Consider the following 21,415-nt stretch of genomic DNA (forward strand, 5'->3'; position numbering starts at 1 on the left):
TTTATTATCCCATGATGGGCATCATCGTATGTATCTAGGGGGTCCTTTTTCTTTTGGCTCCTCGCTACATCAAGTGGGTAGACCAAAATCCGGGTTGCCGGCAATAAGATAAGAGATATATGATGCAATCCCAAAAAGGGCTAGCTCAAATTACGGACGCCGCAATGGAAGCTGAAATTAAAGCCGTTCGCCGGAGCCGTGGCCAATGAAAATTGTCCTCGATAATACATACTTTATAAGCCGCGTGGCGGGACAGTGGTATGTAGTCGAAAATGATTAATTTCCATCCGGGTTCAGGCCCGGCTTTTTTGTTGGTTGCAACAACCCTATTTCAGCACCCGGACATAAATCTGGTTTGCGGCCGCGTTAGCTGTAGTTGTAATGTACAACCACTCGCCTTCCTGGCGCCAGGAGAGGTGGCGGCCGAGGACCCGGTAGCGCCTGGCGCCAACATAAAGGGCTACGGTCATATCCTCCAGGCCGGCTTTATTAGCCAGCTTGACCTGCCACCCGGCCGGTTCGCGGCTGAAGGTGGCTTCGGTCTGTTCATAGCGGTTTAAAAAGGCGGCAAAGCGGCTCATGGGCCAGACCAGCAGGCGGCCTTCCTCCTGATCCCGGGCCGCCCGTTCCGCCAGGTGAGCCAGTGCCTCCAGAGCATACTCCTTCCTGTTGGCATGGGTGTAGATCAGACGGATAACGTGGTCCTCTTCGATAAAATTCAACAGGTTATCCAGCCAGCCCTCAACCTCCGGTAAAGGCACTCCGAAGGCCATGAACTCTTCCAGGGCGGCGTATTTCCCATAAGGGGTAACGGGAAAGGACCATAAGTTACCGCTGACCTGGCGACCGTGGAAAATACTGCGGGTGGGCGCCGAACCGGTATCCCCGGGGCTATAATAGGCCAGGACGCCGTGCTGCTGCAGCCATTCGTTGACAAAGGGGGGATGATGGCCCACCGGGGCGCTATACTCCAGCACCGGTTTCCCGGTGATAGCCGCCAGGGTATCGCAATTTAAGGCCAGGTAACGCCAGGCCTCCTGGCGCGGGAATTTTTCCAGATTGGCGGCAAAGTAGTTATGAATCCAGCCGCCGTGGGAGCCGATGGCCCCGTATTTCTGCATTTCCTTAACCCAGGGCCTGCCTTTGACCGGGGAGGCGGCGTCAAAGCCCTGGCCGTCCCCCGGGTGATAGGTGTCCGGACCGGCGGTGATATGGATAGAGTATTGCAGTTCTGGACGGAAGATGCCCCGCTGGATCATGGCCCGCAGGGGCAGGATGTGGGCATTGCTATCCAGGTGGAAATTAAGCACCAGGCCGCCCCTGCCCCCGGGCGTGTTGACCAGGCGGGGCACATGGGCATATTTGATGAGAAAGGTGCGCAGGACGGAACGCATGGCCAGGTCGTCGGACATTTGCTTGTAAAAGGCCAGGGGCAGGTTGGCATAAACCACAGCCCCCCCGGAGGGGTAGAGTTTGTCGGTGATGACCGGGTTCCAGCCTTGCCGGGTGTCAAAGGCTATCGCCCGGGCGTCCAGGAGCCTGGCCCGGACATGCCGGTAGCTCAGCCGGCCGTAGCCGTAGCTGCTGACGGCATTACCGTGAGAGAGCTTGCCCGGGGTGATCCCCCAGCCCGCGGCTTCCTGGGGAGAAGGGAATTGCCAGTAACCATCATAACTCTCCTTCCCCCCTCGATCCGGCAGGCCATAGTTCACTCCAGCCAGGCTGGCCAGGGAGGGTTCAGCCATATTGCCGCCATCGGCGCCCTTGGTACCGGGGTCATAAACCAATAAAACCTTACCGCCGGCCAGGACGTAGTCATTTAACCTGCCGGCAACCTCGGGGGACAGGCTCTGATTCAGGCCTTCCGGAAGGATCAAAGCCGGGTAACGGGCCACCAGGGCCCGCGGTTGCTGGTTGAGATCCTCTGGCCCAACCCTTACCGCCGGGAAACCCTCCTCCCGCAAAACCGCCTGGTAGGCCATCAAGGTATCGGGTGAACTCTCACTGCCTGTGACCAGGAGGCCGGCCTGAACTTGCTGGTAGGCGCTGGCTGGCTGCAGCCGGCCCGTACCTATGGCCGCCATTAAAAGAAGACACCCGGTGAGAATGGCTATCAAGATGCTGGTTTCAAAAATTTTACTTCTCGTCATCTTGGATTTCACTCCACACTCTGGGACCTGTAGTCCATCCATCGGCTTCAGGTCCATTTCCTTTATCAGTCCTGATAAGGTTTCTTGCAGAAAGCGGTTTCTACCTCGCTAAAAATTCTCCCCGTACTGCGCCGAATCCTGCCAGGCGACAGGATTTGCGGCCGGCTTTCCGGCCACGAACAAACTTCGAAAAGTTTCGGCCACGGCAGGAAAAATGACCCTTTAGGGCGAATCCTTCCAGTAAAATAGGAAATTATGCCGGAATATCGGGAAGGAGAAACATCCATGGCCCAGGATTGCATTACTATAAAAGGAACCCGGGGCGGCCTGCTTATTTTACTGGATGCCAGCCGGGATTTCAATGAAATTCGGTCCAACCTGGCCGCGAAATTTGCCGCCGCCCGGGGATTCTTCCGAGGGGCTTCTTATGCCCTAGTACCCACCTCACCCCTGAACAGGCTGGAAACCGCCGAGCTGGAGGCTATCTGCCGGGAGCACGGCCTGGTACCGGGAGAGCACATCGCCCTGCCCTACCGGCGCCGCCCGGGGGGAAGCCAGGCTATATCAGTAGCAGCCGGTGCCCTGGCTGTAGCGATTGGGTCGCCCCTTCTCCCAGGACAAATGTCAGCGATTGCCGGTACCGCCGGGTTAACTGCACCCGGGGCTTTACCTGCTGAGCCGGAAGTTGCAGCCGGGTTGCTGGCCACCGACCTGCCCACCCTCCTCGACGAGGGCAACCTGCGAAACGGCCAGGAGATCAACTACCCGGGCCATATCACGTGGCTGGGGGACGTTCATGAAGGAGCCGTCATTAAGGCCGGCGGCCATATCCTGATCATGGGCACCCTGCGTGGTAAGGCCTATGCCGGCATCCGGGGCAACCGTTCCGCTGCCATCGTCGCCTACCGCCTGGAACCGGAGCAGTTGAGCGTTGCCGGGGTCCTGGCCCGTTCACCGGAACAAAAAACCAGGCGTAACTATCCGGAGATAGCCCGCCTGGCGGGCACCAGTATAGTTATTGAGCCTTACTTAAGCCTAAAACCCCACCGCAATTAGCCTTATTCTTTTCCGGCCTCTAGCTGTTTGGGGGGCGAGATGCACCCGGCTATAACAACTTTACTTCTCCTCCAGGTCCTCCGGTTGCAGGGTATAAGACTGGACCATAACCGGCGTGTAGTTGTTAAAGGGCGCCACGGGATATAGCTGCCCCGCGCCCATGAGCAGGCTCTCCATATTCTCGACTACCGTTTCCAGCATATTATAGGGTGCTACGAAAACAAGCTCGTCCTTCTGGGTACCCCCAAAGGTGCGGTCACCGCCGCAGGGGAAACCGATGACGGGCTTTTGTTCTTGAACGGCAAAACCAATGGAGGAACAGAGGGCGGCCTCGGCCACCGTATCGGCCTTGACGGCCTCGCCGGTCTCATGGAGGCAGCAATGGATCAAGCGCATCATCTGGGCCGGGTTGGCGTAGATGACCACCACATCGGGGTCGTCTTTTTTATAGCTCTCCAGGGGGGCGATATAGATGGCGTCATAAATTTTACCATTGTCTCCCAGTTTATAGGTGTTGGCCATGAAGCGCTTCCCGGCCTCAACGTCGGCCACATAATGGCCCAGGGCGGCCTTACCGCTGGTGAAGCGTTCCGGGGTCTTGATGAGCCCGGTGCAGGCGGCGCCGATGGCGCAGACCATGAGGTCCGGGGTGCCGGAGCTGGCCTTGCCCTGGTAGCGGGCTGCCGAAACCAGCTGGCAGATGTTGACCTTCCAGTTATAGGGTCGGCGGGGCAGGTCCTGCCTGTCCTTATAGAGTTTAACGCCGACAATGCCGGTATCCAGGTGCAGGACTTCCGTCAACCTTTTGACCATGGTGGACTTGTCTAAATCACCCATTGGTTTCTCTTCCCCTTTATTTATTAGATATTAGATATCACGCTGGGTAGACGGGCTCCCGGGCGGCTTCAACCAGATTATAATCCACTCCCGTCCGGGAGGCCAGGCGTTCGGCCAGGAACTTTTTGGCTACCGCCGGGAAGAGGGCGTAAGAGAGGACGTCCTCTTCCTTTTCCAGATAGGGGGCGATCTCCTGCCGGGCAGCCGGCAGCTGGGGTTCCAGGAGGTCGGCCGGGCGGCAGGTGATGGGCTCTTCGCCGCCGATGATCTGCCGGCGGACGTCAGCGTCAACGGGCGCCGGCGGCCGGCCGTAGAGGCCGCGCAGATAGTCCTTGACTTCCCGCGTCACCATTTTGTACCTTTCCCCGGCCAGGACGTTTAGGACCGCCTGGGCGCCGACCATCTGGCTGGAGGGGGTGACCAGGGGGGGGTAGCCCAGGTCGGCCCGCACCCGGGGCACCTCCGCCAGGACTTCCGGCAAGCGGTCCAGGGCGTTCTGCTGGGCCAGCTGGGACATGAAGTTGGAGATCATCCCTCCCGGCACCTGGTAGCGCAGGACGTTGGCATCAACGGTGCCGTCCCCCAGGTCGAACTCCTTATATTGCTGCCGTACCTGGCGGAAATAGGCGGCGATCTCCCCCAGCCTATGCAGGTCCAGGCCGGTGGCGTAAGGGGTTTCGGCCAGGGTGGCGACCATGGTCTCAGTAGCCGGCTGGGAGGTGCCCAGGGCCAGGGGCGACATGGCGGTGTCGATGACGTCGGCCCCGGCTTCAATGGCTTTTAAGTAGGTCATGGCGGCCATGCCGCTGGTGTAGTGGCAGTGGAGCTGCAGGGGCAGGTCTACCGCGGCTTTGATCTTCTGGACCAGGCGGTAGGCGGTGGTGGGGGTGAGAATGCCGGCCATATCCTTCAGGCACAGGGAATCGGCCCCCAGTTTGGCCAGGTCCCGGGCTAGGTGCAGGTAGTAGTCGTCGTCGTAGACCGGCCCGGTGGTATAGCTGATGGTAGCCTGGACATGGCCGCCTTCCTCCCGGGCGACTTTCATGGCCAGGGCCATGTTGCGGACATCGTTCAGGGCATCGAAGATACGCAGGATGTCGATGCCGTTCTTGATGCTCAACCGGATGAACTCCCGGACCACATCATCGGCGTAGTGACGGTAACCCAGGAGGTTCTGCCCCCTGAGGAGCATCTGCAGCTTAGTGTTGGGTAGGACCCGTCGCAAAGCCCGCAGGCGCTCCCAGGGGTCTTCATTCAGGAAGCGCATGCAGGCGTCAAAGGTGGCGCCGCCCCAGACCTCCAGGGAATGGAAACCAACGGCGTCCATCTGGGACGCAATGGGTAACATATCGGCGGTTTTCATGCGGGTGGCCAGCAGGGACTGGTGGCCGTCCCGCAGGGTCGTATCGGTGATGCCTACTTGCCGGACCATATCTCCCCTCCTCCAATAATAGGGTTCTGCCAAATCAGGCAATTGTTAGTTTCCTAGGGGCTGGCAGGTACAGGCGGAAGGCGACTTGGTTCGAGGCGTAAGCAAACTCAGCGAAGCCGCAGCGAGGCGACGGTGAACGGGATGGGGATCATAACGTGACTTCAGGAACGGAAGTAGCACGCCCCGTTATGATTGATCAAAGGAATAAAGCCAAGCCACCCCCCGTCACCGAGCAAGGCTGAGCGCCAAGTTTGCTCGCCGAGAACCACGGAGTCTGGAGCCTACCCGCCAGTCCCATGCCCCAGCCAGTTTACAATACCCGGGTCTGGCCGCGGTAGACCAGGCCGCGGACGACGTCGACGGTCACAATCAGGTCATCGGTTAGTTTAGTGGTGGCGCCTTTGGCCCCGACCACCACCGGTATGCCCAAGCTCAGGCCCGTCACGGCAGCGTGGGAACTCAGGCCCGCGGTCTCGGTGATTACCGCCGCCGCTTTTTCCATAGCCGGTAGGTAGTCGGGATCGGTTTCTGTGGTTACCAGGATGTCGCCCTTTTGCACCCGGGCAACGGCTTCGGCGGCCGTCTTTACCAGACGTACCGGGCCGCTGGTGACCTCCCGGCCGATCCCCCGGCCCCGGACCAGGACTTCACCCACAATGTGGACCTTGAGGAGGTTGGTAGTCCCGGGCACGCCAGCCGGCACCCCGGCGGTGATGACCACCAGGTCGCCCTGTTTCACCTGGCCGGAAATAATGGCCGCTGCTACGGCGGCGTTGACCATTTCGTCGGTACCGCTGGTGGGCTCCACCAGCAGGGGTTCGACTCCCCAAACCAGGCAGAGCTGGTTCAAAACCCTTTCGTTGGGGCTGGTGGCCAGGATGGGGGCCCGGGGCCGGTACTTGGCTACCCGGCGGGCCGTCGAACCAGAGGCTGTGGGGGTGATAATGGCGGTGGCATTCAGCTCATAGGCGATGGTGCAGCTGGCGTGGCTGATGGCGTCGGTAGCCGTCCGCTCAGCCGCAAGGGCCTTTTTAGCCAGCAGGTCACCGTAAGGCAACCCCCGCTCGGCCCGGCGGGCGATGCGGGCCATGGTAGCAACCGCTTCCACCGGGTAGCGGCCCATGGCCGTTTCCCCGGAGAGCATAATGGCGTCCGTACCGTCGAAAATGGCGTTGGCCACGTCGCTGGCTTCGGCCCGGGTCGGCCGGGGATTGTGGACCATGGATTCCAGCATCTGGGTGGCGGTGATGACCGGCTTGCCCGCCAGGTTGCAGGCCTCGATAATCTTCTTTTGCACCAGCGGTACATCCTCGACGGGAATCTCCACCCCCAGGTCGCCCCGGGCGACCATAATCCCGTCGACCACCTGAAGGATCTCCTCCAGGTTCTTCACCCCGGCATGGTTTTCGATCTTGGCGATGATGGCCACCCTGGCGTTGTGCTTTTCCAGCTCCCGGCGCACCGTCAGGACATCCCCGGCCGTCCGGACGAAGGAGAGGGCAAGAAAGTCGATCCCCTGTCCGAGACCAAACTCCAGGTCTTTGATATCCTGCTCCGTCAGAGCCGGCAAGCTGATCTCGGCTCCCGGGACGTTGACGCCCTTATGGCTGGAGATAACATCTCCGTGGCGCACCCGGCAATGGATCTCGGTGGCGGTAGTTGTTAAAACCTCCAGCTCCACCAGCCCGTCGTCGAGGAGGATGGTCTGGCCCGGCCGGACGTCACCCGGCAGGCCGGCAAAACTCACCGGCAGGCGCCTGGCGTCACCAACAATGGGTTCTGTCGTCAGGGTCACCTGGTCGCCGTCCTGCAGGGTAACCTGGCCCTGAACCTCACCCAGGCGGATCTCCGGCCCCTTATTGTCCAGCATTAAGGCCACCCGGGCGCCCAGCTCCGCGGCCGCCTGGCGTACGGCGGCCATGCGCGCTCCATGCTCGGCATGGCTGCCGTGGGAGAAATTAAACCGGGCCACGCTCATCCCGGCACGGATCATGGCTTTAATGATCTCAACCCGTTCGCTGGCCGGGCCCAGGGTACAGACAATCTTCGTGTGCCGCATCTTTATCCTCCCGCCGGCCTACAGGGCCAGTACTTCAGCTAAACGGTACAGGTCCGGGTCAATGCTCTTTTTTTTCTGAAGGACCTCCTTCAGATCCCGGTCTACCAGCTGGTTGGCGGCGATTCCCACCATCCGGCTGCTGACGCCGTCGGCCAGGAGGTCCACCGCCCGGGCGCCCAGTCGGCTGGCCAGCATACAGTCAAAGGCCGTCGGCGCGCCGCCCCGCTGGATATGCCCGAGGATGGTTACCCTGCTCTCCAGGTTGGTGCGCTGGGCTATCTCCTCCCCCACTTCCAGGGCGCTGCCCACCCCTTCGGCCACCACGATAATACTGTGGAGTTTGCCCCGGTGCCGGCCCCGTTCCAGTTTTTCTACCACTAGGTCGTAATTCACGGGGTACTCGGGGACGAGGATGGATTCGGCGCCACCGGCGATGCCGGCGGCCAGGGCAATCTGGCCCGAGCGGCGGCCCATGACCTCGATGATAAAGATGCGTTCGTGGGAGGTGGCCGTATCCCGGATACGGCTGATGGCCTCCACGGCTGTATTGACGGCCGTATCGAAGCCGATGGTATAATCGGTGCCGGCGATATCGTTATCGATGGTTCCCGGGATACCAATTACCGCCAGGCCCTTTTGGGCCAGGTGGATGGCGCCGTGGAAGGAACCGTCACCGCCGATGACCACCAGGCCTTCAATACCCTCCCGGTGCAAGTTGTCCAGGGCCTTGGCCCGGCCGGCCTCGGTACGGAACTCTTCCGAACGGGCCGTCAGCAGGATGGTCCCGCCCCGATGGATAATCCCGGCCACCGAGCCGGTATTCAGGCGGCGAAAATCGCCCTGGATCAATCCGGCGTACCCCCGAGAAATGCCGATGACCTCCATATTCAGGGCGGCGGCCTGGCGGACCACCGCCCTGATGGCGGCATTCATGCCCGGGGCATCACCCCCGCTTGTCAAGACGCCTATGGTACGCAAAAATAGTTCCCTCCTCTAGCGTGTCAGGGCCGTACTAATGATCTCATTGGCTTCTTCGGCCTCGGATTCCGGGACCAGGAGTTCATACCCCGCCAGTTCCTCTTCCTGACAGGAACCAATAGGCCGCAAACTTACCATAACACCTTCCCGGGTCAGGGTTTCCTTTAAGCGTAAGGCCAGCTTACGGTTGGCAGCAATGTAAATCACGGTCCACATGCCGCTCACTCCCCCGCTTCCAAACTCCCGTATTTCGTCATAACCAGAGCCCGGCCGCGAATCTTCATGGCAGAGGTATGCTCAGTAAACTGGGCAAGCATGACTTCGCCTTTATCCAGTTTTTCTGAGTGGTGAAATTTGGTGTCCTTGCCCCGGGTGAGGCCGATCATGGTCACCCCGTTTTCCAGGGCTTTAATGATAATAAAATCGGCATTGGTTACGCTTTCCCGATCTTCCATCAGCTCACCTCCCTGCAAATAGGGTTCTACTAAAAATGGTTATTGTACTCTCCAGCCCCTGCTCTGGTTGTCTTAACCCGGCCCGGAAAAACCGTAGCGTTGCAACAAAACGCGTTCCACCTGGGGCGGCACCAGGTCACGGATGCATCCCCCCAGGGAGGCTACCTGGCGAATAATACTGGAGCTCAGGAAAGAATACTCCGTAGCAGTCATTAAAAATACCGTCTCCAGGTCAGCAGCCAGCTTTTTATTCATAATCGACATCTGAAACTCGTATTCAAAATCAGAAACCGCCCGTAACCCCCTGACGATAGCCACGGCTCCTTCCCGGCGGGCGAAATCGACCAACAGCCCGGTAAAGGATTTTACCTCTACCCCGGGCATATCCCCGGTAACGGCCCGGACCATGTACACCCTTTCCGCCAGGGAAAAGAGGGTCTCTTTATAATTATCTTCAGCCACGCCCACAATAACCCGATCAAAGAGGCCTATCGCCCGCCGGATGATATCCAGGTGCCCGTTCGTTATGGGGTCAAAGGTACCTGGATATACAGCCATCTTCACGGCTATCACCTCCTTAACTGCTGTTACCCCTTTCTTTTTATAAAGCTAATTCCACCCGTACTCCCGATATTCCTCCCTGCCCGGGCAAATAATCTACTTTCTTCTGCCGGTTTCCGGCACCAGCTTTACTTTATCATCCCCCCCCAGAAGCCCGGCCAAACTGGCCAACAGCTCCGGTGCCGGCTTGACCCAGTAACTGCGGTGCAGGGCGATGGTCCGGTGGCTGCCAGCCAGGTACAGGTAAACGGGACAGGGTCCGGGATGGGTCGTTAAAACGCCCTGGATGGCCGTTATTTGTTCCTGATTGGTGAGCTTGAGATATAAGTGTCCCCCGGCCTGCTCCGACGTCTTCCTGCTGTCTTCCTTTCCCGAAAAATCTTGACTGTCCCGGGCAGTGGCGGGCTGTTCCCGGCCGGCCGGACCGGCCGGGCCTCGTTCCATCTTGTCTCTAGGGACCAGGGCGACCCCACCAGTCGCTGGCTCCAGGGGCCGGACCTGATCGGCCAGGACCTGAACCCCCTCTTCCTGCTTATCGATATGCCCCCGCACCAGAACCACCCGGTCCACAGCCAGCCAGGAGCGCACTTGGCTGTAGACCCGGGGAAAGAGGATTACCTCTGCCTGGCCGCTGAAGTCCTCCAGGGTCAGAACGGCCATGGGGTCGCCTTTCCGGGTGACCAGCCGGCGCAGGCCGCTGACCAGGCCACCGGCGGTCACCTGGCTGCCGTCGGCCGCTTCCGTTAGGGCGGCCAGGGAGTGGGAAAGCATTCCCTTGAGGAGGGGGATGTAGGGCTCCAGGGGGTGGCCGCTCAGGTAAAAGCCCAGGAGTTCCTTTTCCATGGCCAGGATATCGGCCCGGGAGAAGTCACTCACCTCCGGCAGGCGGGGCTCGCTGACCTCCTCCGGAACCAGGTCCAGGAGGGAGACCTGGCCGCTGCGGTGGTCCTCCTGGCGCCTGGCGGCCGCTTCCAGACACTCGTCCAGGCCGGCCAGGAGCCGGCGCCGGTTGGGGTTGACTGAGTTAAAGGCGCCACAGCGGATGAGGCTTTCCATCACCCGTTTGTTAACCTGGCGGCTGTCCACCCGCCGGCAGAAATCCAGGAGGGAGGTAAAGGGGCCGCCCTCTTCCCGGGCAGCGATAATGGCCAGGGCGGCGGAACGGCCGGCGTTTTTCACGGCAGCCAGGCCGAAACGGATATGCCCCCCGGTAACGGTAAAGTCGACCCCGGATTCGTTAACGTCCGGCGGCAGGACGGCAAGACCTAAGCGCTGGCACTCGGCCAGGTAGGGACCCATTTTGTCCAGGTGCTCGGCCACGCTGGAAAGAAGGGCTCCCAGGAGTTCGGCCGGGTAATGGGCTTTCAGGTAGGCCGTCTGGTAGGCCACCAGGGCGTAGGCCGCCGAGTGGCTGGCATTGAAGCCGTAGCCGGCGAAGTATTCCATGAGGTCAAAAATCTTCTGTGCCACTTCCCCGGGGATGCCCCTGGCCGCGGCCCCGGCCAGGAAGCGCTCCCGCTGAGCCGCTAGGACCTCGGGTTTCTTCTTCCCCATGGCCCGGCGCAGGAGGTCGGCCTGGCCCAGGGTAAAACCGGCCAGCTCGCTGGCAATGCGCATGACCTGTTCCTGGTAGAGAATGACCCCGTAGGTGTCCTTAAGAATCGGCTCCAGGGCCGGGTACAGGTAGCTGATGGGGGTAACCCCGTGCTTGCGTTTGATAAAGTCCTCCACCATACCGCTCCCCAGGGGCCCGGGCCGGTAGAGGGCCACCAGGGCGATAATATCTTCAAAGCGTTCCGGTTTCAACTCCCGCAGGATGGCCCGCATACCGCTGCTCTCCAGCTGGAAAATGCCGCTGGTCTCGCCGCTGGCCAGGAGCTGGTAGGTAGGGCCATCGTCCAGGGGCAGGTGCTCCAGGTCTAGCTCCCGGCCGTGGTTACGGTTGATGGCCTCCCGGGCGTGGCCGATGACCGTCAGGGTACGCAGGCCCAGGAGGTCCATCTTGAGGAGCCCCAGCTCCTCCACCGCCTGCATGGGATACTGGGTGGTGACGGCGTCGCCGGTTTTTTGTAAGGGCAGGTAATGGACCAGGGGCTCCCGGGTAATGACGATGCCAGCAGCATGGGTCGAGGCGTGGCGGGGCATACCCTCGATGGCCCGGGCCGTATCCAGGAGTTCCCGCACCTCCGGACTACTGGCGTAGCTTTCCTTTAAATCCGGGCTGGTAGCCAGGGCCTTCTCCAGGGTGATGCCCAGCTCCAGGGGCACCATCTTGGCGATGCGGTCCACCTCGCCCAGGGGCAGGCCCAGGACGCGACCGACATCCCGGACGGCGGCCCGGGCGGCCATGGTACCGAAGGTGATGATCTGGGCCACGTGGTCCTGGCCGTATTTCTCCCGGACATACTGGATGACTTCCTCCCGCCGCTCAAAGCAGAAGTCCATATCAATGTCCGGCATACTCACCCGCTCAGGGTTCAGGAAGCGTTCGAAGAGGAGGTCGTAGCGTAGGGGATCAATAGAGGTTATGCCCAGGCAGTAGGCCACCAGGCTGCCGGCGGCCGAGCCGCGCCCCGGACCCACCGGGATCCCCCGCCGGCGGGCGAAGTTGACCATGTCCCAGACAATCAGGAAATACCCCGGATAACCCATCTGCTCGATGATGCCCAGCTCGTACTCCAGTCGCTGCCGGGCCGTCCCATCGTCATGGGGGTAACGCTGGGCCAGGCCCTGGAAACTCAAGCGGCGGAGGTAGCTGGTCGCGTCCTCCCCGGCCGGCACCTGGTAGGCCGGCAGGTGCAGCCGACCGAAGGTAAAATCAAACTGGCAGCGCTCGGCGATGGCTAGGGTATTATCCAGGGCCGACGGCACTTCCCGGAAGAGGGCAGCCATCTCGGCGGGCGACTTCAAATAAAACTGGGCCGTGGGGAAACGCAGGCGGCTTGGATCGTCCAGGGTCTTGCCCGTCTGGATGCAGAGGAGGACATCGTGGGCCCGGGCCTGGTCCTGGCGGATATAGTGGGCGTCGTTGGTGGCGACCAGGGGGATGTTTAAGTTGGCGGCCAGTTCGATGAGCTGACGGTTTAGCTGCCGCTGCTCCGGCAGGCCCTGGTCCTGGAGTTCCAGATAGAAGTTCTCCGGGCCAAAGACCTCCTGTAGCCAGGCGGCTGCGGCCCGGGCGGCAGCCGCCTGGCCTTTTAACAGGTGGGCCGGTACCTCCCCCGCCAGGCAGGCGCTCAGGGCAATCAATCCCTGGCTATGGCGGGCCAGGAGCTCCCGGTCCACCCGGGGTTTGTAGTAGAAACCTTCCAGGAAGGCGGCCGAAACCAGGGCCGTGAGGTTACGGTAACCTGTGGCGTCGGTGGCCAGGAGGACCAGGTGGTACTGGTAATCATCCCGGTGGGGCTCCCGGTCGTGGCGGGAGCGCGGGGCTACGTAGACCTCGCAACCGATGATGGGCTTGACCCCAGCTGCCCGGGCCGCCTGATAAAACTCCACAGCTCCGTACATAACGCCGTGGTCCGTCAGGGCCAGGGCAGGCATACCCATCTCCCCGGCGGCCTGGGCCAATTCCTTGGCCCGGCCGGCGCCATCCAGGAGGCTGTATTCACTATGAACGTGGAGGTGGACAAAGGAGTTCATGGGGAGTTATTTCTACATTTAGAGACGGATTCCTTTTTACCGGCGTCCGGCATAGATGCCTGCTGCGGGTAGTATATTTTTATAACTGGAGGTGCCGCTATGGACGCTTTTTTCCCCCGGCTGCTGCTCATCTTCTTTACCGCCCTGGGGGTCGTCCTGGGAGCAGCTATAATAGGTTCCCTGGCGGCCGTCCTGGTAGGGCAACCGCCTTTACGGACCATGACCCGCCTGGCCCTGGAGATCAAAATCTGGGCCATTGCCGCCGCCATGGGCGGTACCTTCAACGCCATCGAGATCCTCGGCCAGGGCATCATGGAGGGACAGTTGCGCATCCTCCTCAAACAATTATTATTCATTATTATCGCCTTTGCCGGCGCCCAGGTGGGCTACTGGCTCATCCAGAACCTGGCCGGGGGTAAGTGATGTGGTAGACATTGACCCTTCCAGGTGAAAGGTCGAGAGTGATGCGGTATGTAGCCATCCTTCTCCTGGGTTTTCTGCTGGGGGCCGGCCTGACGAACCTCTACCTGGCCCGCCAGCAGGAACAATTGCACCTGGCCCGGGCCGAGCTGGAGCAGCGTCTAGCAACCGCCAGTGAAGAACTGGCCCAACTGAAAGAAAGCCAGGCCCGGCAAAGCTACCAGGTAATTACCGCCATTGAGCCGGTGATTACCTTTAGCGGCGACAAACCACCGGCTGTAGAAGGACGGGCCGCCACCCAAGCCATAACCAGGGAAGTCCAGGAGATCCTCTCCCCTTTAATGGGCCAGGAGGTCCGGCGGCTAAATCCGGCTCTCATCCCTAATATGGTTGACGGCCGTACCATGAAGGTAAACGGCCGCCAGTTCCAGCTCCGGGTTACCCTGGTCCTCGTTAGCGACAGGGTGATTGTCCACCTGCAGGCCCGGAGCTTGCCGGGTAATGGCGCCCTCTAAAACGCCGCCTTTACGAGCCTTTAGCCCTGCTCAACCTGTTTTTTCTTAGTTCGCCGGCGTGGGCGTAAGCTCCCTCGGAGAAACGGGCGAGGCCCAGACTTAATCCCAGCGGCCGCCAGGCATATCAGCTGCGTCTCTTTCCATCCGGGGTTTCCGGGGTATCTTCAGCGTCCATATCCTTAATGGTGGGTTGCCCGGCAATGGTCGCCATATAGCCGGAGCCCATCTTTCCCTGAGGAAAATCCCCGGGTTTTAAAATCCGGTCCTTCCGCCTGCTAGGTGGCTGCCCTTTTTTCCTTTGATCCCGGTGCATAAACTAGCCCTCTTTCTTCCTACCCTTTACGCAGTCTCTGCGCCAACAGCCCGCCGATTTTACCGCTCTCCGCTGAGCTCAGGGCTCCCCAGCCACCCTGCTCTATTTTGGCCAGCAGTCCCAGTTCAGCCGCCATTTCCATTTTTAAAGCCAGCAATACTGGATCTTCCTTCTTTTTACCCACCCAGTTATCACCTTCATCCTGCCGCTTCCCTCCCCCAGGCTCCGGAAGTAGGGAAAGTTGCCCCGTAATAATAGAGTAACCCTTTCCTTGACGAAGCATGACAGGCGATTTATAATAGCCTTAACCTGACAAGACAGGTGATAAGACTAATGCTTGGTCCATCCCAGACGGGCTGGCAGTTGCTTTTAAGAGCAAGAAATTGCCCTGACTGTCCCGATAGCCCTGAGCACTTAAGGAAAGGGAGAAACCATGTCGGCAGTAATTCAAGCAATAGAAAAACTCAAGCAAGAACGTCAGGCGGTGATCCTGGCCCACAACTACCAGCAAGATGCCGTCCAGGATATAGCGGATTTTGTGGGTGATTCCCTGGCCCTCAGCCGTTATGCCGCTTCTACCACCGCCCGGGTGGTAGTTCTGGCCGGGGTGCGCTTTATGGCCGAAAGCGCCAGCATCCTGGCGCCGGATAAAATAATCCTCCTGCCGGACAGCCAGGCCGGCTGTCCCCTGGCCGCGAGCATCGATGTGGCCGCTCTGCGCCAGGCTAAAGCCAGATACCCGGATGCGGCAGTTGTCTGTTACGTTAATACCCCGGCAGATGTTAAAGCCGAAAGCGACATTTGTTGTACTTCCAGCAATGCCGTGGCGGTGGTCCGATCCCTGCCGCAGCAACGGATCCTCTTTGTGCCTGATCGCAACCTCGCCAGTTTTGTCGCCCGGTTTACGAGCCAAGAGATAATCCCCTGGGAGGGCGGCTGTATTACCCATTATCGGGTTACCCTGGACGAGCTGGAGCAGGCCAGGGCGGCTCACCCGGAGGCCGAAGTGCTGGTTCATCCCGAGTGCCGGCCGGAGGTGACGGCGGCAGCAGATTTTGTTGGCAGCACAACGGCCATTATCAAGTATGCCCGGGAAAGCAGGGCCGGGGAATTTTTAATTGGGACGGAGATGGGCATTCTCCACCGGCTGCTGCTGGATAACCCGGAAAAGAAATTTTATCTCCTGTCGCCGGGCCTGGTGTGCCCCAATATGAAGCTTACCAGCCTGGAGAAAATAGCCCGTTGCCTGCGCGAGATGCAGCCAGAAGTTAAAGTACCGGAAACCATCCGCCAGCGGGCCTATGGCGCCTTAGAACGCATGCTGGCAATTTAAATAAAATTTTTATCCAGGGCCGATGGCATGAGAAAAAGCCAGGCCCAAGGGTGGAGTGCCGGGGAGGAAATATTCAGCCATGATTCAGGCTATGGTCCCGAGGTATCTGATTAATTTTGACCTCCAGGCATTGCCAAGGTACGAAACCGATATCTTGATTATCGGCAGCGGCATCGCCGGCCTCTATACAGCCCTAAAAATTGCTGGACGCTATCAGGTTGTTCTGGTAACTAAAGACGACCTAGCAGCCTGCGCCACCGACCTGGCCCAGGGAGGCATTGCCGCGGCCATTGAGCAGGAAGATTCCCCGACCTTACATCTGGAGGACACTTTAACGGCGGCTGCCGGCTTGGGGGACCCTGCCGCCGCCAGGGTGCTGGTGACGGAAGGGCCGGAACGGGTACGCGAATTAATTGACTGGGGCGTGCCCTTCGACCGCGAGGGACCCAGGATAGCCCTGGGGCAGGAAGGAGCCCACAGCCGGCGGCGCATCCTCCACGCTGGCGGTGACGCCACGGGGACAGCAATCTGGCAGGGCCTGGCTGCCAGGGTGGCGGCAACCGGCAACATCCAGCTATGGCCGGGAACCATGGCCTTGGACCTGCTGGTTGCGGAGGGCCGTTGCTGCGGCGCCCTGGTATTAACCACGGCAGGGGAAATTAAAGCCATTCTAGCCGGGGCTGTCGTTCTGGCCTGCGGCGGCGCCGGCCGGCTTTACCCGGTTACTACCAACCCGGCGGTGGCCACCGGCGATGGCGTGGCCATGGCCTACCGGGCCGGGGCCGAAGTTATGGATGGGGAGTTTTATCAATTTCACCCTACCGTCCTGGTGCACCCCGGTGCACCAGGTTTCTTGATTTCCGAAGCCGTCCGCGGCGAGGGGGCTATTTTACGCAATCAAGCCGGAGAAAGGTTTATGCCCGGCTACCATCCCCTGGCGGAGCTGGCTCCCCGTGATGTCGTCGCCCGGGCGGCAGCCCGGGAGATGACGCGGTACGGATCCAGCTATATTTATTTAGATATGACCAGCCTGGACCCTGAACTGGTGGAACACCGTTTTCCCACCATCACCGCCACCTGCCGGGAACTGGGCTTAGACCCGCTGCAGGAGTGGTTGCCCGTGGCGCCGGCGGCCCATTACTTTATGGGCGGAATACGAACGGACTTGGACGGGCGTACCTGTATCGCCGGCCTTTATGCCGGCGGGGAAGTAGCCTGTACCGGGGTGCACGGCGCCAACCGCCTGGCCAGCAATTCCCTCCTGGAGGGTCTGGTCTTTGGCGGGCGGATAGCCACCGACCTTTTAAACCGGGACCTGAGGCTTCCGCCCTGCCCGCCGCTAAAGTATACCCGGTTAAAAGAGGACGGTCGGCATAATACGGGCAACTGGCCGGCCTTGCCGGCGACCATGGCCCAGGCCGCGGGTTTAATCCGCACTGGCGCGGGTTTGCAGGCAGCGGCCCAGAAGCTGGCGTCGTGGTGGCCGCGACTGGCCTGCCCGGCCCGGGACCGCCGCGGGGCCGAGCTCCGCAATATGTTGACCGTTGCCCAATTAATAATAGCTGCTGCTGCCTGGCGGCGGGAAAGCCGGGGCGCCCATTACCGGGAGGACTTCCCGCAAACCGACCCCGCTTACTGCCAGCACCTGGTGCAGGCACGGGGCAAAGAAGCCCGGGAAGTGCCGGTCTAACGCTTGCAGTGGCGCCGGACACCGGGAAACCCGCCGACTCAACAAAGCCGGTCGACATTCACACTAGGGGGGACGTGGCGGCGGACGCCGGGAAACCCACCGGCGATGGTCCTTACTGTTGGCACCGGAAAATATCCGGGTTCTGGGACGGGTTAAAGCCCGACCCTTGACAGGAGTAAGTCAGGCCGAACCCTATCTAGAGCATCGGGATAACAACCGGCTTTAATATGCTTCAGGATCAAGGAGGATGAAACCCTAAAATGCTTAATATGCTGGCAACGACTGCTATAGTTAAACACGCCCTGGAAGAAGACCTGGGGCCGGGCGACCTGACCAGCAGCGCCCTTTTTACCCCCGCCGAACGTGGGCAGGGGGAAATCCTCGCTCGCCAGGAGGGGGTTATAGCCGGCCTGCCGGTAGCCGGGCTGGCCTTCCAAATGCTGCCGCCGGGAGCCAAATTTATACCCCTGGTGACTGAGGGTAATCGGATTATTGCCGGGCAGAGGGTGGCCCGGGTCGAAGGCCCGCTGCTAGCCATCCTGGGGGCGGAAAGGGTGGCCCTGAATTTCCTGCAACGCTTGTCGGGCATCGCTACCCTAACGGCCCGTTATGTGGAACTGGTCAAGCCCTATCAAGCGAAAATCTGCGATACCCGCAAAACAGTACCGGGCCTGCGCCTCCTGGATAAATACGCCGTCCGCCTGGGCGGCGGGGTCAACCACCGCCTGAACCTGGGGGACGCCGTCCTGCTGAAAGATAACCATATTAAAGCGGCCGGAAGTATCACGGCAGCGGTAACCAGGGCCCGCCGGGTTATTCCTTTGACGGCGAAAATTGAAGTCGAAGTGGAAAACCTGGCCCAGGTCGAAGAGGCCCTGGCCGCCGGGGCGGATATTATTATGGTGGACAATATGGAACCCGGGGAGATGCGCCGGGCGGTAGAGCTGGTCGGCGGCCGGGCCCTGGTCGAGGCTTCCGGGGGCATCACCCTGGACCGGGTCGCGGATGTAGCGGCTACCGGCATCGACTATATCTCTGTTGGCGCTTTAACCCACAGCGTCACCGCCCTTGATTTGAGCCTGGAATTATACTAGCTTTTCCAACTTCTCACCTCCATTTCAGGGTAGACACTCATGCCGCTGCGCGGCACCAGCAGTGGATGAAAACGATAAAGAGCGCTATTTTCAGGATAGACCAGGAGTTAAAAAACTGGTATAGTTTTGTTGGTGATAAACTTGCTCGATACCCAATTGCTTGTTTTTAAAGCTGTCGCCGATCAAAAGAGTTTCTCCCGGGCCGCCCGGGTTTTACACCTGACCCAGCCGGCCATCAGCCTGCACATCCACCATCTGGAGGAATACTTCGGTACCCGCCTCCTGGATCGCAATAACCGCCAGGTTACCCTGACGGAAGCCGGGCGGGTTCTCTATCAATACTCCCTGGAGCTCAGCCGGATCTATGATGAAGCGCGCAAAGCCCTGGCCGATATTAGTGGTACGGTCAAAGGGCGGCTGGTAGTGGGAGCCACCCTTACCCTCGGCGAGTACTTTTTACCCAGGGTTACCGGTCAATTTAAACGGCAGTATCCAGAGGTCGACATTACTTTACAGATTGCCAACACCACGGAGATCATGCGCCGGGTTCTGGAAGGGGCGGTAGATCTGGGCTTTATTGAAGGTCAAGCGGCTCACCCCAATCTTATCCAAAAGGACCTTTCCCAGGACGAACTGGTTTTAATTATACCACCGGGGCACCCCTGGTCGGGTCGCGCGGAGATTAAGCCTGAGGAATTAAAAAAAGAACCCCTCATTTTACGGGAAGAGGGATCCGGCACCAGACAGGTAGCCGAGGCCGGCTTAAAAAAAGCAGGGCTGGAACCATCTATGCTTAATATTATTATGGAATTGGGCAGCACCCAGGCGATCAAAGAGGCTGTTGAGGCGGGGCTGGGGATAGCCATTATCTCCCGGCTGGCCATAAAAAAAGAAAGTAGACATAACCTGCTCCAGGTGGTCAAACTCCGGGGGGCTGATTTCCACCGTACCTTCCATATCATTTTTAACCGGCATAAATTCCGGAGCGCCCCGGTAGAAGCCTTTTTTAAGTTTTTACGCTCTAATACGGCCAATCCCCAACAATGCTTACCAGGCAAAAGCCTCCACCTAAAATAAGGTTTTTTACCATTTTCATCCTGTGCTGGTGCCGTCAGGTGGCCTAGCGTCTTGTTTGAGTTTTTACGCCCCTGTAATCAGGATTTGATGTAGGCATATTCCTCGGCCGGCCTTCTGACAATCTCCGTTATACCAGCAGGCCACGACGGTGATAAAGCCGGGCAGGCTGTCCTCAGGGATCGACTGCCCCTTCAGGGCATTGCGACAGGCGATGAAATTTACCCCCCTGGCCGCCAGTTGCTCCATCTTTTCCTTCGGCGTTCCCCTGGTGGTACCAGTACCACAGCTATTACCCCCGGCATTACCGCCAGCAACAAAACACCTGATATTAAAGATAGATACGGCTTCGCCATTGGCCACTACTTCAATAGCGGCCTGACCCTCCCCAACGTCATGCAAAAAGTTAGCCAAGTTTGTCAAAACCACTTCCCACCTGCTGGATTCGTTCACATGGCCCAAAGCACCTCTTTACCTGAAAGGGTTGACAGAAACGGGGGTAATATATATAATGTAACTATAACGTTATCAATAATCATTACTATTAACTAGGAGGAGTTAATAATGGCAGCAGAACTGATCAACGATGTCAAACTGGGTGTAGCGAAGGGCACCGTAGTGGAGGATGCCGTCGAGGCTAATTTCAAAGGGGAAACAATGGAAGTCGGCCTCTACCTGGCCATGGCTCGCCAGGCCCTGCGGGAGGGTTACCCCGAGGTGGCCCTGACCCTGGAGAAAATCGCCTGGGAGGAGGCCGAGCATGCCGCCCACTTTGCCGAACTGAATGGTAAAATCAGCGCCAGCACCAAGGAGAACCTGGAAAAGATGCTGGCCGGCGAGTTGGGAGCCAACAAGGGCAAGCGCGAGGCCGCCGTTAAGGCCAAGGAGAATAACATCGACCACGCCCACGACTTCTTTGACGAGTCCTCCCGGGATGAAGGCCGCCACGCCCGCGCCCTGGAAGGCCTGCTGGGCCGGTACTTCAAATAAGCCTCCCTATGGCTTAAGCTAGGGGCTTTACGGCGCATTTTAATAACTTCGTATCAATATAGGCCTAACTAAGTACAGGCCCCACAACCTTGCCAACCTCTTTAGTACGCTGGCCTTACCCCCAATAAACGGCGTACATCAATAATTCAAAGCCGGGGTAACACTACCCCGGCTCTTTTTTATCGGTTTTTGATAAACCCTGGTAACAACCGCCTGAGGCAACGTTTTACACCATACAACCTCCGCCAACGCCATACCTGCGGGCCGCATAGGAACAGGTGGAAACCACCCCGTGGTTGCGGTCTCCGCCGACGATTACCGGCCGGCCCCGGTATTCCAGGTAGTCGCGCTGTTCTACAGAAGCGAAAAAGGCGTCCAGGTCACAAAGAAGGAGGTCCTGCATATAACCCCATTACACCTCATCCGCGGTCACCGCTACAGCAAACGGCACACCCAGTGCCTCGAAATGCTTTTGGCCGCAGCGTGCGGGTCTTCGCATGTTTAACAATTCGACGACGGCCTGGAATATCCTGCTATCGACATCCGGAGCCTTGTATCGGCATCATTACCCCTAAGCATCAGCACTCTATTTGACAATGGGCCCGATTACCATGAATGTTTATCCCCTGAAATATTGACAGCAGCAGTTATGTCGGCTAGAATAGATATTGTCATCGGGGCGTAGCTCAGTTTGGCTAGAGCGCACGGTTCGGGACCGTGAGGTCGGGTGTTCAAATCACCTCGCCCCGACCATATTATGATGGGACTTCAGGCCTGTTACGTCGGAGTAAGAGGCCTTTTTAAATTTTTAACAAG

General features: G+C 59.4%; 20 protein-coding genes, 1 tRNA gene and 1 pseudogene. 9 read left to right on the plus strand and 13 right to left on the minus strand.

All coding sequences use genetic code 11. The features are described 5' to 3' along the window. Positions 1–326: 326 nt before the first annotated feature. Positions 327–2,150 carry a polysaccharide deacetylase family protein gene (locus tag SDD30_RS11585; RefSeq protein ID WP_434075079.1) on the minus strand — a complete coding sequence of 608 codons (1,824 nt, stop codon included), beginning with the start codon at positions 2,148–2,150 and terminating at the stop codon, positions 327–329. Between the two features lie 285 nt (positions 2,151–2,435). On the opposite strand from SDD30_RS11585, the gene SDD30_RS11590 reads away from it, so the two are divergent. Continuing rightward, positions 2,436–3,206, plus strand: a complete 771-nt coding sequence (locus SDD30_RS11590) for a septum site-determining protein MinC (protein WP_434075080.1) — start codon at positions 2,436–2,438, stop codon at positions 3,204–3,206. Between the two features lie 60 nt (positions 3,207–3,266). Here the strand turns inward: SDD30_RS11590 and SDD30_RS11595 are convergent, their stop codons facing one another. From SDD30_RS11595 to SDD30_RS11630, 8 genes are all read right to left on the minus strand, one after another. After that, positions 3,267–4,043, minus strand: a complete 777-nt coding sequence (locus SDD30_RS11595) for a DUF169 domain-containing protein (RefSeq protein ID WP_434075081.1) — start codon at positions 4,041–4,043, stop codon at positions 3,267–3,269. A gap of 37 nt (positions 4,044–4,080) precedes the next feature. Further along, positions 4,081–5,475, minus strand: coding sequence for an oxaloacetate decarboxylase subunit alpha (locus tag SDD30_RS11600; RefSeq protein ID WP_434075082.1), 1,395 nt, complete (start codon positions 5,473–5,475; stop codon positions 4,081–4,083). A 310-nt stretch (positions 5,476–5,785) separates the two neighbouring features. After that, entirely contained in the window at positions 5,786–7,534 is a 1,749-nt protein-coding gene (gene pyk / locus SDD30_RS11605; protein ID WP_434075083.1) for a pyruvate kinase, read from the minus strand. A gap of 18 nt (positions 7,535–7,552) precedes the next feature. Next, positions 7,553–8,512, minus strand: coding sequence for a 6-phosphofructokinase (gene pfkA / locus SDD30_RS11610; RefSeq protein ID WP_434075084.1), 960 nt, complete (start codon positions 8,510–8,512; stop codon positions 7,553–7,555). A 15-nt stretch (positions 8,513–8,527) separates the two neighbouring features. Continuing rightward, complete coding sequence (locus tag SDD30_RS11615) at positions 8,528–8,728, minus strand: glutamate decarboxylase (RefSeq protein WP_434075085.1); 201 nt, start codon at positions 8,726–8,728, stop codon at positions 8,528–8,530. A 5-nt stretch (positions 8,729–8,733) separates the two neighbouring features. After that, the gene (gene mtrB / locus SDD30_RS11620) at positions 8,734–8,967 is read right to left on the minus strand and encodes a trp RNA-binding attenuation protein MtrB (RefSeq protein WP_434075086.1); all 234 of its coding nucleotides are present in this window, start codon (positions 8,965–8,967) and stop codon (positions 8,734–8,736) included. A 72-nt stretch (positions 8,968–9,039) separates the two neighbouring features. Further along, positions 9,040–9,531: a pantetheine-phosphate adenylyltransferase gene (gene coaD, locus SDD30_RS11625; RefSeq protein ID WP_434075087.1), complete on the minus strand. Its 492-nt coding sequence runs from the start codon at positions 9,529–9,531 to the stop codon at positions 9,040–9,042. 93 nt (positions 9,532–9,624) lie between these two features. Then, on the minus strand, positions 9,625–13,170 hold the full coding sequence (locus SDD30_RS11630) for a DNA polymerase III subunit alpha (protein WP_434075088.1): 3,546 nt from the start codon (positions 13,168–13,170) through the stop codon (positions 9,625–9,627). A gap of 99 nt (positions 13,171–13,269) precedes the next feature. On the opposite strand from SDD30_RS11630, the gene SDD30_RS11635 reads away from it, so the two are divergent. Both SDD30_RS11635 and SDD30_RS11640 read left to right on the plus strand, forming a co-directional pair. Then, positions 13,270–13,593, plus strand: coding sequence for a YtrH family sporulation protein (locus SDD30_RS11635; protein ID WP_434075089.1), 324 nt, complete (start codon positions 13,270–13,272; stop codon positions 13,591–13,593). 41 nt (positions 13,594–13,634) lie between these two features. Continuing rightward, entirely contained in the window at positions 13,635–14,105 is a 471-nt protein-coding gene (locus SDD30_RS11640) for a sporulation membrane protein YtrI (RefSeq protein ID WP_494517273.1), read from the plus strand. Between the two features lie 124 nt (positions 14,106–14,229). On the opposite strand, the gene SDD30_RS11645 is transcribed toward SDD30_RS11640, so the two are convergent. Beyond that, the gene (locus tag SDD30_RS11645) at positions 14,230–14,418 is read right to left on the minus strand and encodes a hypothetical protein (RefSeq protein ID WP_434075091.1); all 189 of its coding nucleotides are present in this window, start codon (positions 14,416–14,418) and stop codon (positions 14,230–14,232) included. Positions 14,419–14,437: 19 nt separating this feature from the next. Continuing rightward, positions 14,438–14,602: an alpha/beta-type small acid-soluble spore protein gene (locus SDD30_RS11650; protein ID WP_434075092.1), complete on the minus strand. Its 165-nt coding sequence runs from the start codon at positions 14,600–14,602 to the stop codon at positions 14,438–14,440. A gap of 249 nt (positions 14,603–14,851) precedes the next feature. On the opposite strand from SDD30_RS11650, the gene nadA reads away from it, so the two are divergent. The 4 genes from nadA to SDD30_RS11670 all read left to right on the plus strand — a co-directional run bounded on the left by nadA (position 14,852) and on the right by SDD30_RS11670 (position 19,612). Beyond that, on the plus strand, positions 14,852–15,751 hold the full coding sequence (nadA, locus tag SDD30_RS11655; RefSeq protein ID WP_434075093.1) for a quinolinate synthase NadA: 900 nt from the start codon (positions 14,852–14,854) through the stop codon (positions 15,749–15,751). 91 nt (positions 15,752–15,842) lie between these two features. Next, positions 15,843–17,441: an L-aspartate oxidase gene (nadB, locus tag SDD30_RS11660; RefSeq protein WP_434075109.1), complete on the plus strand. Its 1,599-nt coding sequence runs from the start codon at positions 15,843–15,845 to the stop codon at positions 17,439–17,441. A 260-nt stretch (positions 17,442–17,701) separates the two neighbouring features. Beyond that, positions 17,702–18,535 (plus strand): carboxylating nicotinate-nucleotide diphosphorylase, encoded by an 834-nt coding sequence (gene nadC / locus SDD30_RS11665; protein WP_434075094.1) that lies wholly within the window; start codon positions 17,702–17,704, stop codon positions 18,533–18,535. Positions 18,536–18,676: 141 nt separating this feature from the next. Then, positions 18,677–19,612 carry a selenium metabolism-associated LysR family transcriptional regulator gene (locus SDD30_RS11670; protein ID WP_434075095.1) on the plus strand — a complete coding sequence of 312 codons (936 nt, stop codon included), beginning with the start codon at positions 18,677–18,679 and terminating at the stop codon, positions 19,610–19,612. A 63-nt stretch (positions 19,613–19,675) separates the two neighbouring features. Here SDD30_RS11670 and SDD30_RS11675 read toward each other — a convergent pair whose 3' ends face one another. Further along, a complete protein-coding gene (locus SDD30_RS11675; RefSeq protein WP_434075096.1) occupies positions 19,676–20,038 on the minus strand; it encodes a DsrE family protein in 363 nt (120 codons plus the stop codon). Positions 20,039–20,173: 135 nt separating this feature from the next. Here SDD30_RS11675 and SDD30_RS11680 point away from each other — a divergent pair, with 135 nt between their 5' ends. Continuing rightward, entirely contained in the window at positions 20,174–20,599 is a 426-nt protein-coding gene (locus SDD30_RS11680; protein ID WP_434075097.1) for a ferritin-like domain-containing protein, read from the plus strand. A 247-nt stretch (positions 20,600–20,846) separates the two neighbouring features. Here the strand turns inward: SDD30_RS11680 and SDD30_RS11685 are convergent. Continuing rightward, positions 20,847–21,002 (minus strand): annotated as a pseudogene (locus tag SDD30_RS11685) (Y-family DNA polymerase); the annotation flags it as partial. A 272-nt stretch (positions 21,003–21,274) separates the two neighbouring features. Here SDD30_RS11685 and SDD30_RS11690 point away from each other — a divergent pair. After that, positions 21,275–21,352, plus strand: a tRNA-Pro gene (locus SDD30_RS11690). Positions 21,353–21,415 lie beyond the last annotated feature (63 nt).

Source organism: Moorella naiadis (nom. illeg.) (assembly GCF_051020825.1).
GTDB classification, from domain to species: Bacteria; Bacillota; DSM-521; order Neomoorellales; family Neomoorellaceae; genus Neomoorella; species Neomoorella naiadis.

What these genes read in the sequence shown, in the direction of transcription:
- SDD30_RS11585 (WP_434075079.1), bottom strand. Translation starts at nt 2,150, where the DNA reads ATGACGAGAAGTAAAATTTTTGAAACCAGCATCTTGATAGCCATTCTC.
- SDD30_RS11590 (WP_434075080.1), top strand. Translation starts at nt 2,436, where the DNA reads ATGGCCCAGGATTGCATTACTATAAAAGGAACCCGGGGCGGCCTGCTT.
- SDD30_RS11595 (WP_434075081.1), bottom strand. Translation starts at nt 4,043, where the DNA reads ATGGGTGATTTAGACAAGTCCACCATGGTCAAAAGGTTGACGGAAGTC.
- SDD30_RS11600 (WP_434075082.1), bottom strand. Translation starts at nt 5,475, where the DNA reads ATGGTCCGGCAAGTAGGCATCACCGATACGACCCTGCGGGACGGCCAC.
- pyk (WP_434075083.1), bottom strand. Translation starts at nt 7,534, where the DNA reads ATGCGGCACACGAAGATTGTCTGTACCCTGGGCCCGGCCAGCGAACGG.
- SDD30_RS11615 (WP_434075085.1), bottom strand. Translation starts at nt 8,728, where the DNA reads ATGTGGACCGTGATTTACATTGCTGCCAACCGTAAGCTGGCCTTACGC.
- mtrB (WP_434075086.1), bottom strand. Translation starts at nt 8,967, where the DNA reads ATGGAAGATCGGGAAAGCGTAACCAATGCCGATTTTATTATCATTAAA.
- SDD30_RS11630 (WP_434075088.1), bottom strand. Translation starts at nt 13,170, where the DNA reads ATGAACTCCTTTGTCCACCTCCACGTTCATAGTGAATACAGCCTCCTG.
- SDD30_RS11635 (WP_434075089.1), top strand. Translation starts at nt 13,270, where the DNA reads ATGGACGCTTTTTTCCCCCGGCTGCTGCTCATCTTCTTTACCGCCCTG.
- SDD30_RS11640 (WP_494517273.1), top strand. Translation starts at nt 13,635, where the DNA reads ATGCGGTATGTAGCCATCCTTCTCCTGGGTTTTCTGCTGGGGGCCGGC.
- SDD30_RS11645 (WP_434075091.1), bottom strand. Translation starts at nt 14,418, where the DNA reads ATGCACCGGGATCAAAGGAAAAAAGGGCAGCCACCTAGCAGGCGGAAG.
- nadA (WP_434075093.1), top strand. Translation starts at nt 14,852, where the DNA reads ATGTCGGCAGTAATTCAAGCAATAGAAAAACTCAAGCAAGAACGTCAG.
- nadB (WP_434075109.1), top strand. Translation starts at nt 15,843, where the DNA reads ATGGTCCCGAGGTATCTGATTAATTTTGACCTCCAGGCATTGCCAAGG.
- nadC (WP_434075094.1), top strand. Translation starts at nt 17,702, where the DNA reads ATGCTTAATATGCTGGCAACGACTGCTATAGTTAAACACGCCCTGGAA.
- SDD30_RS11680 (WP_434075097.1), top strand. Translation starts at nt 20,174, where the DNA reads ATGGCAGCAGAACTGATCAACGATGTCAAACTGGGTGTAGCGAAGGGC.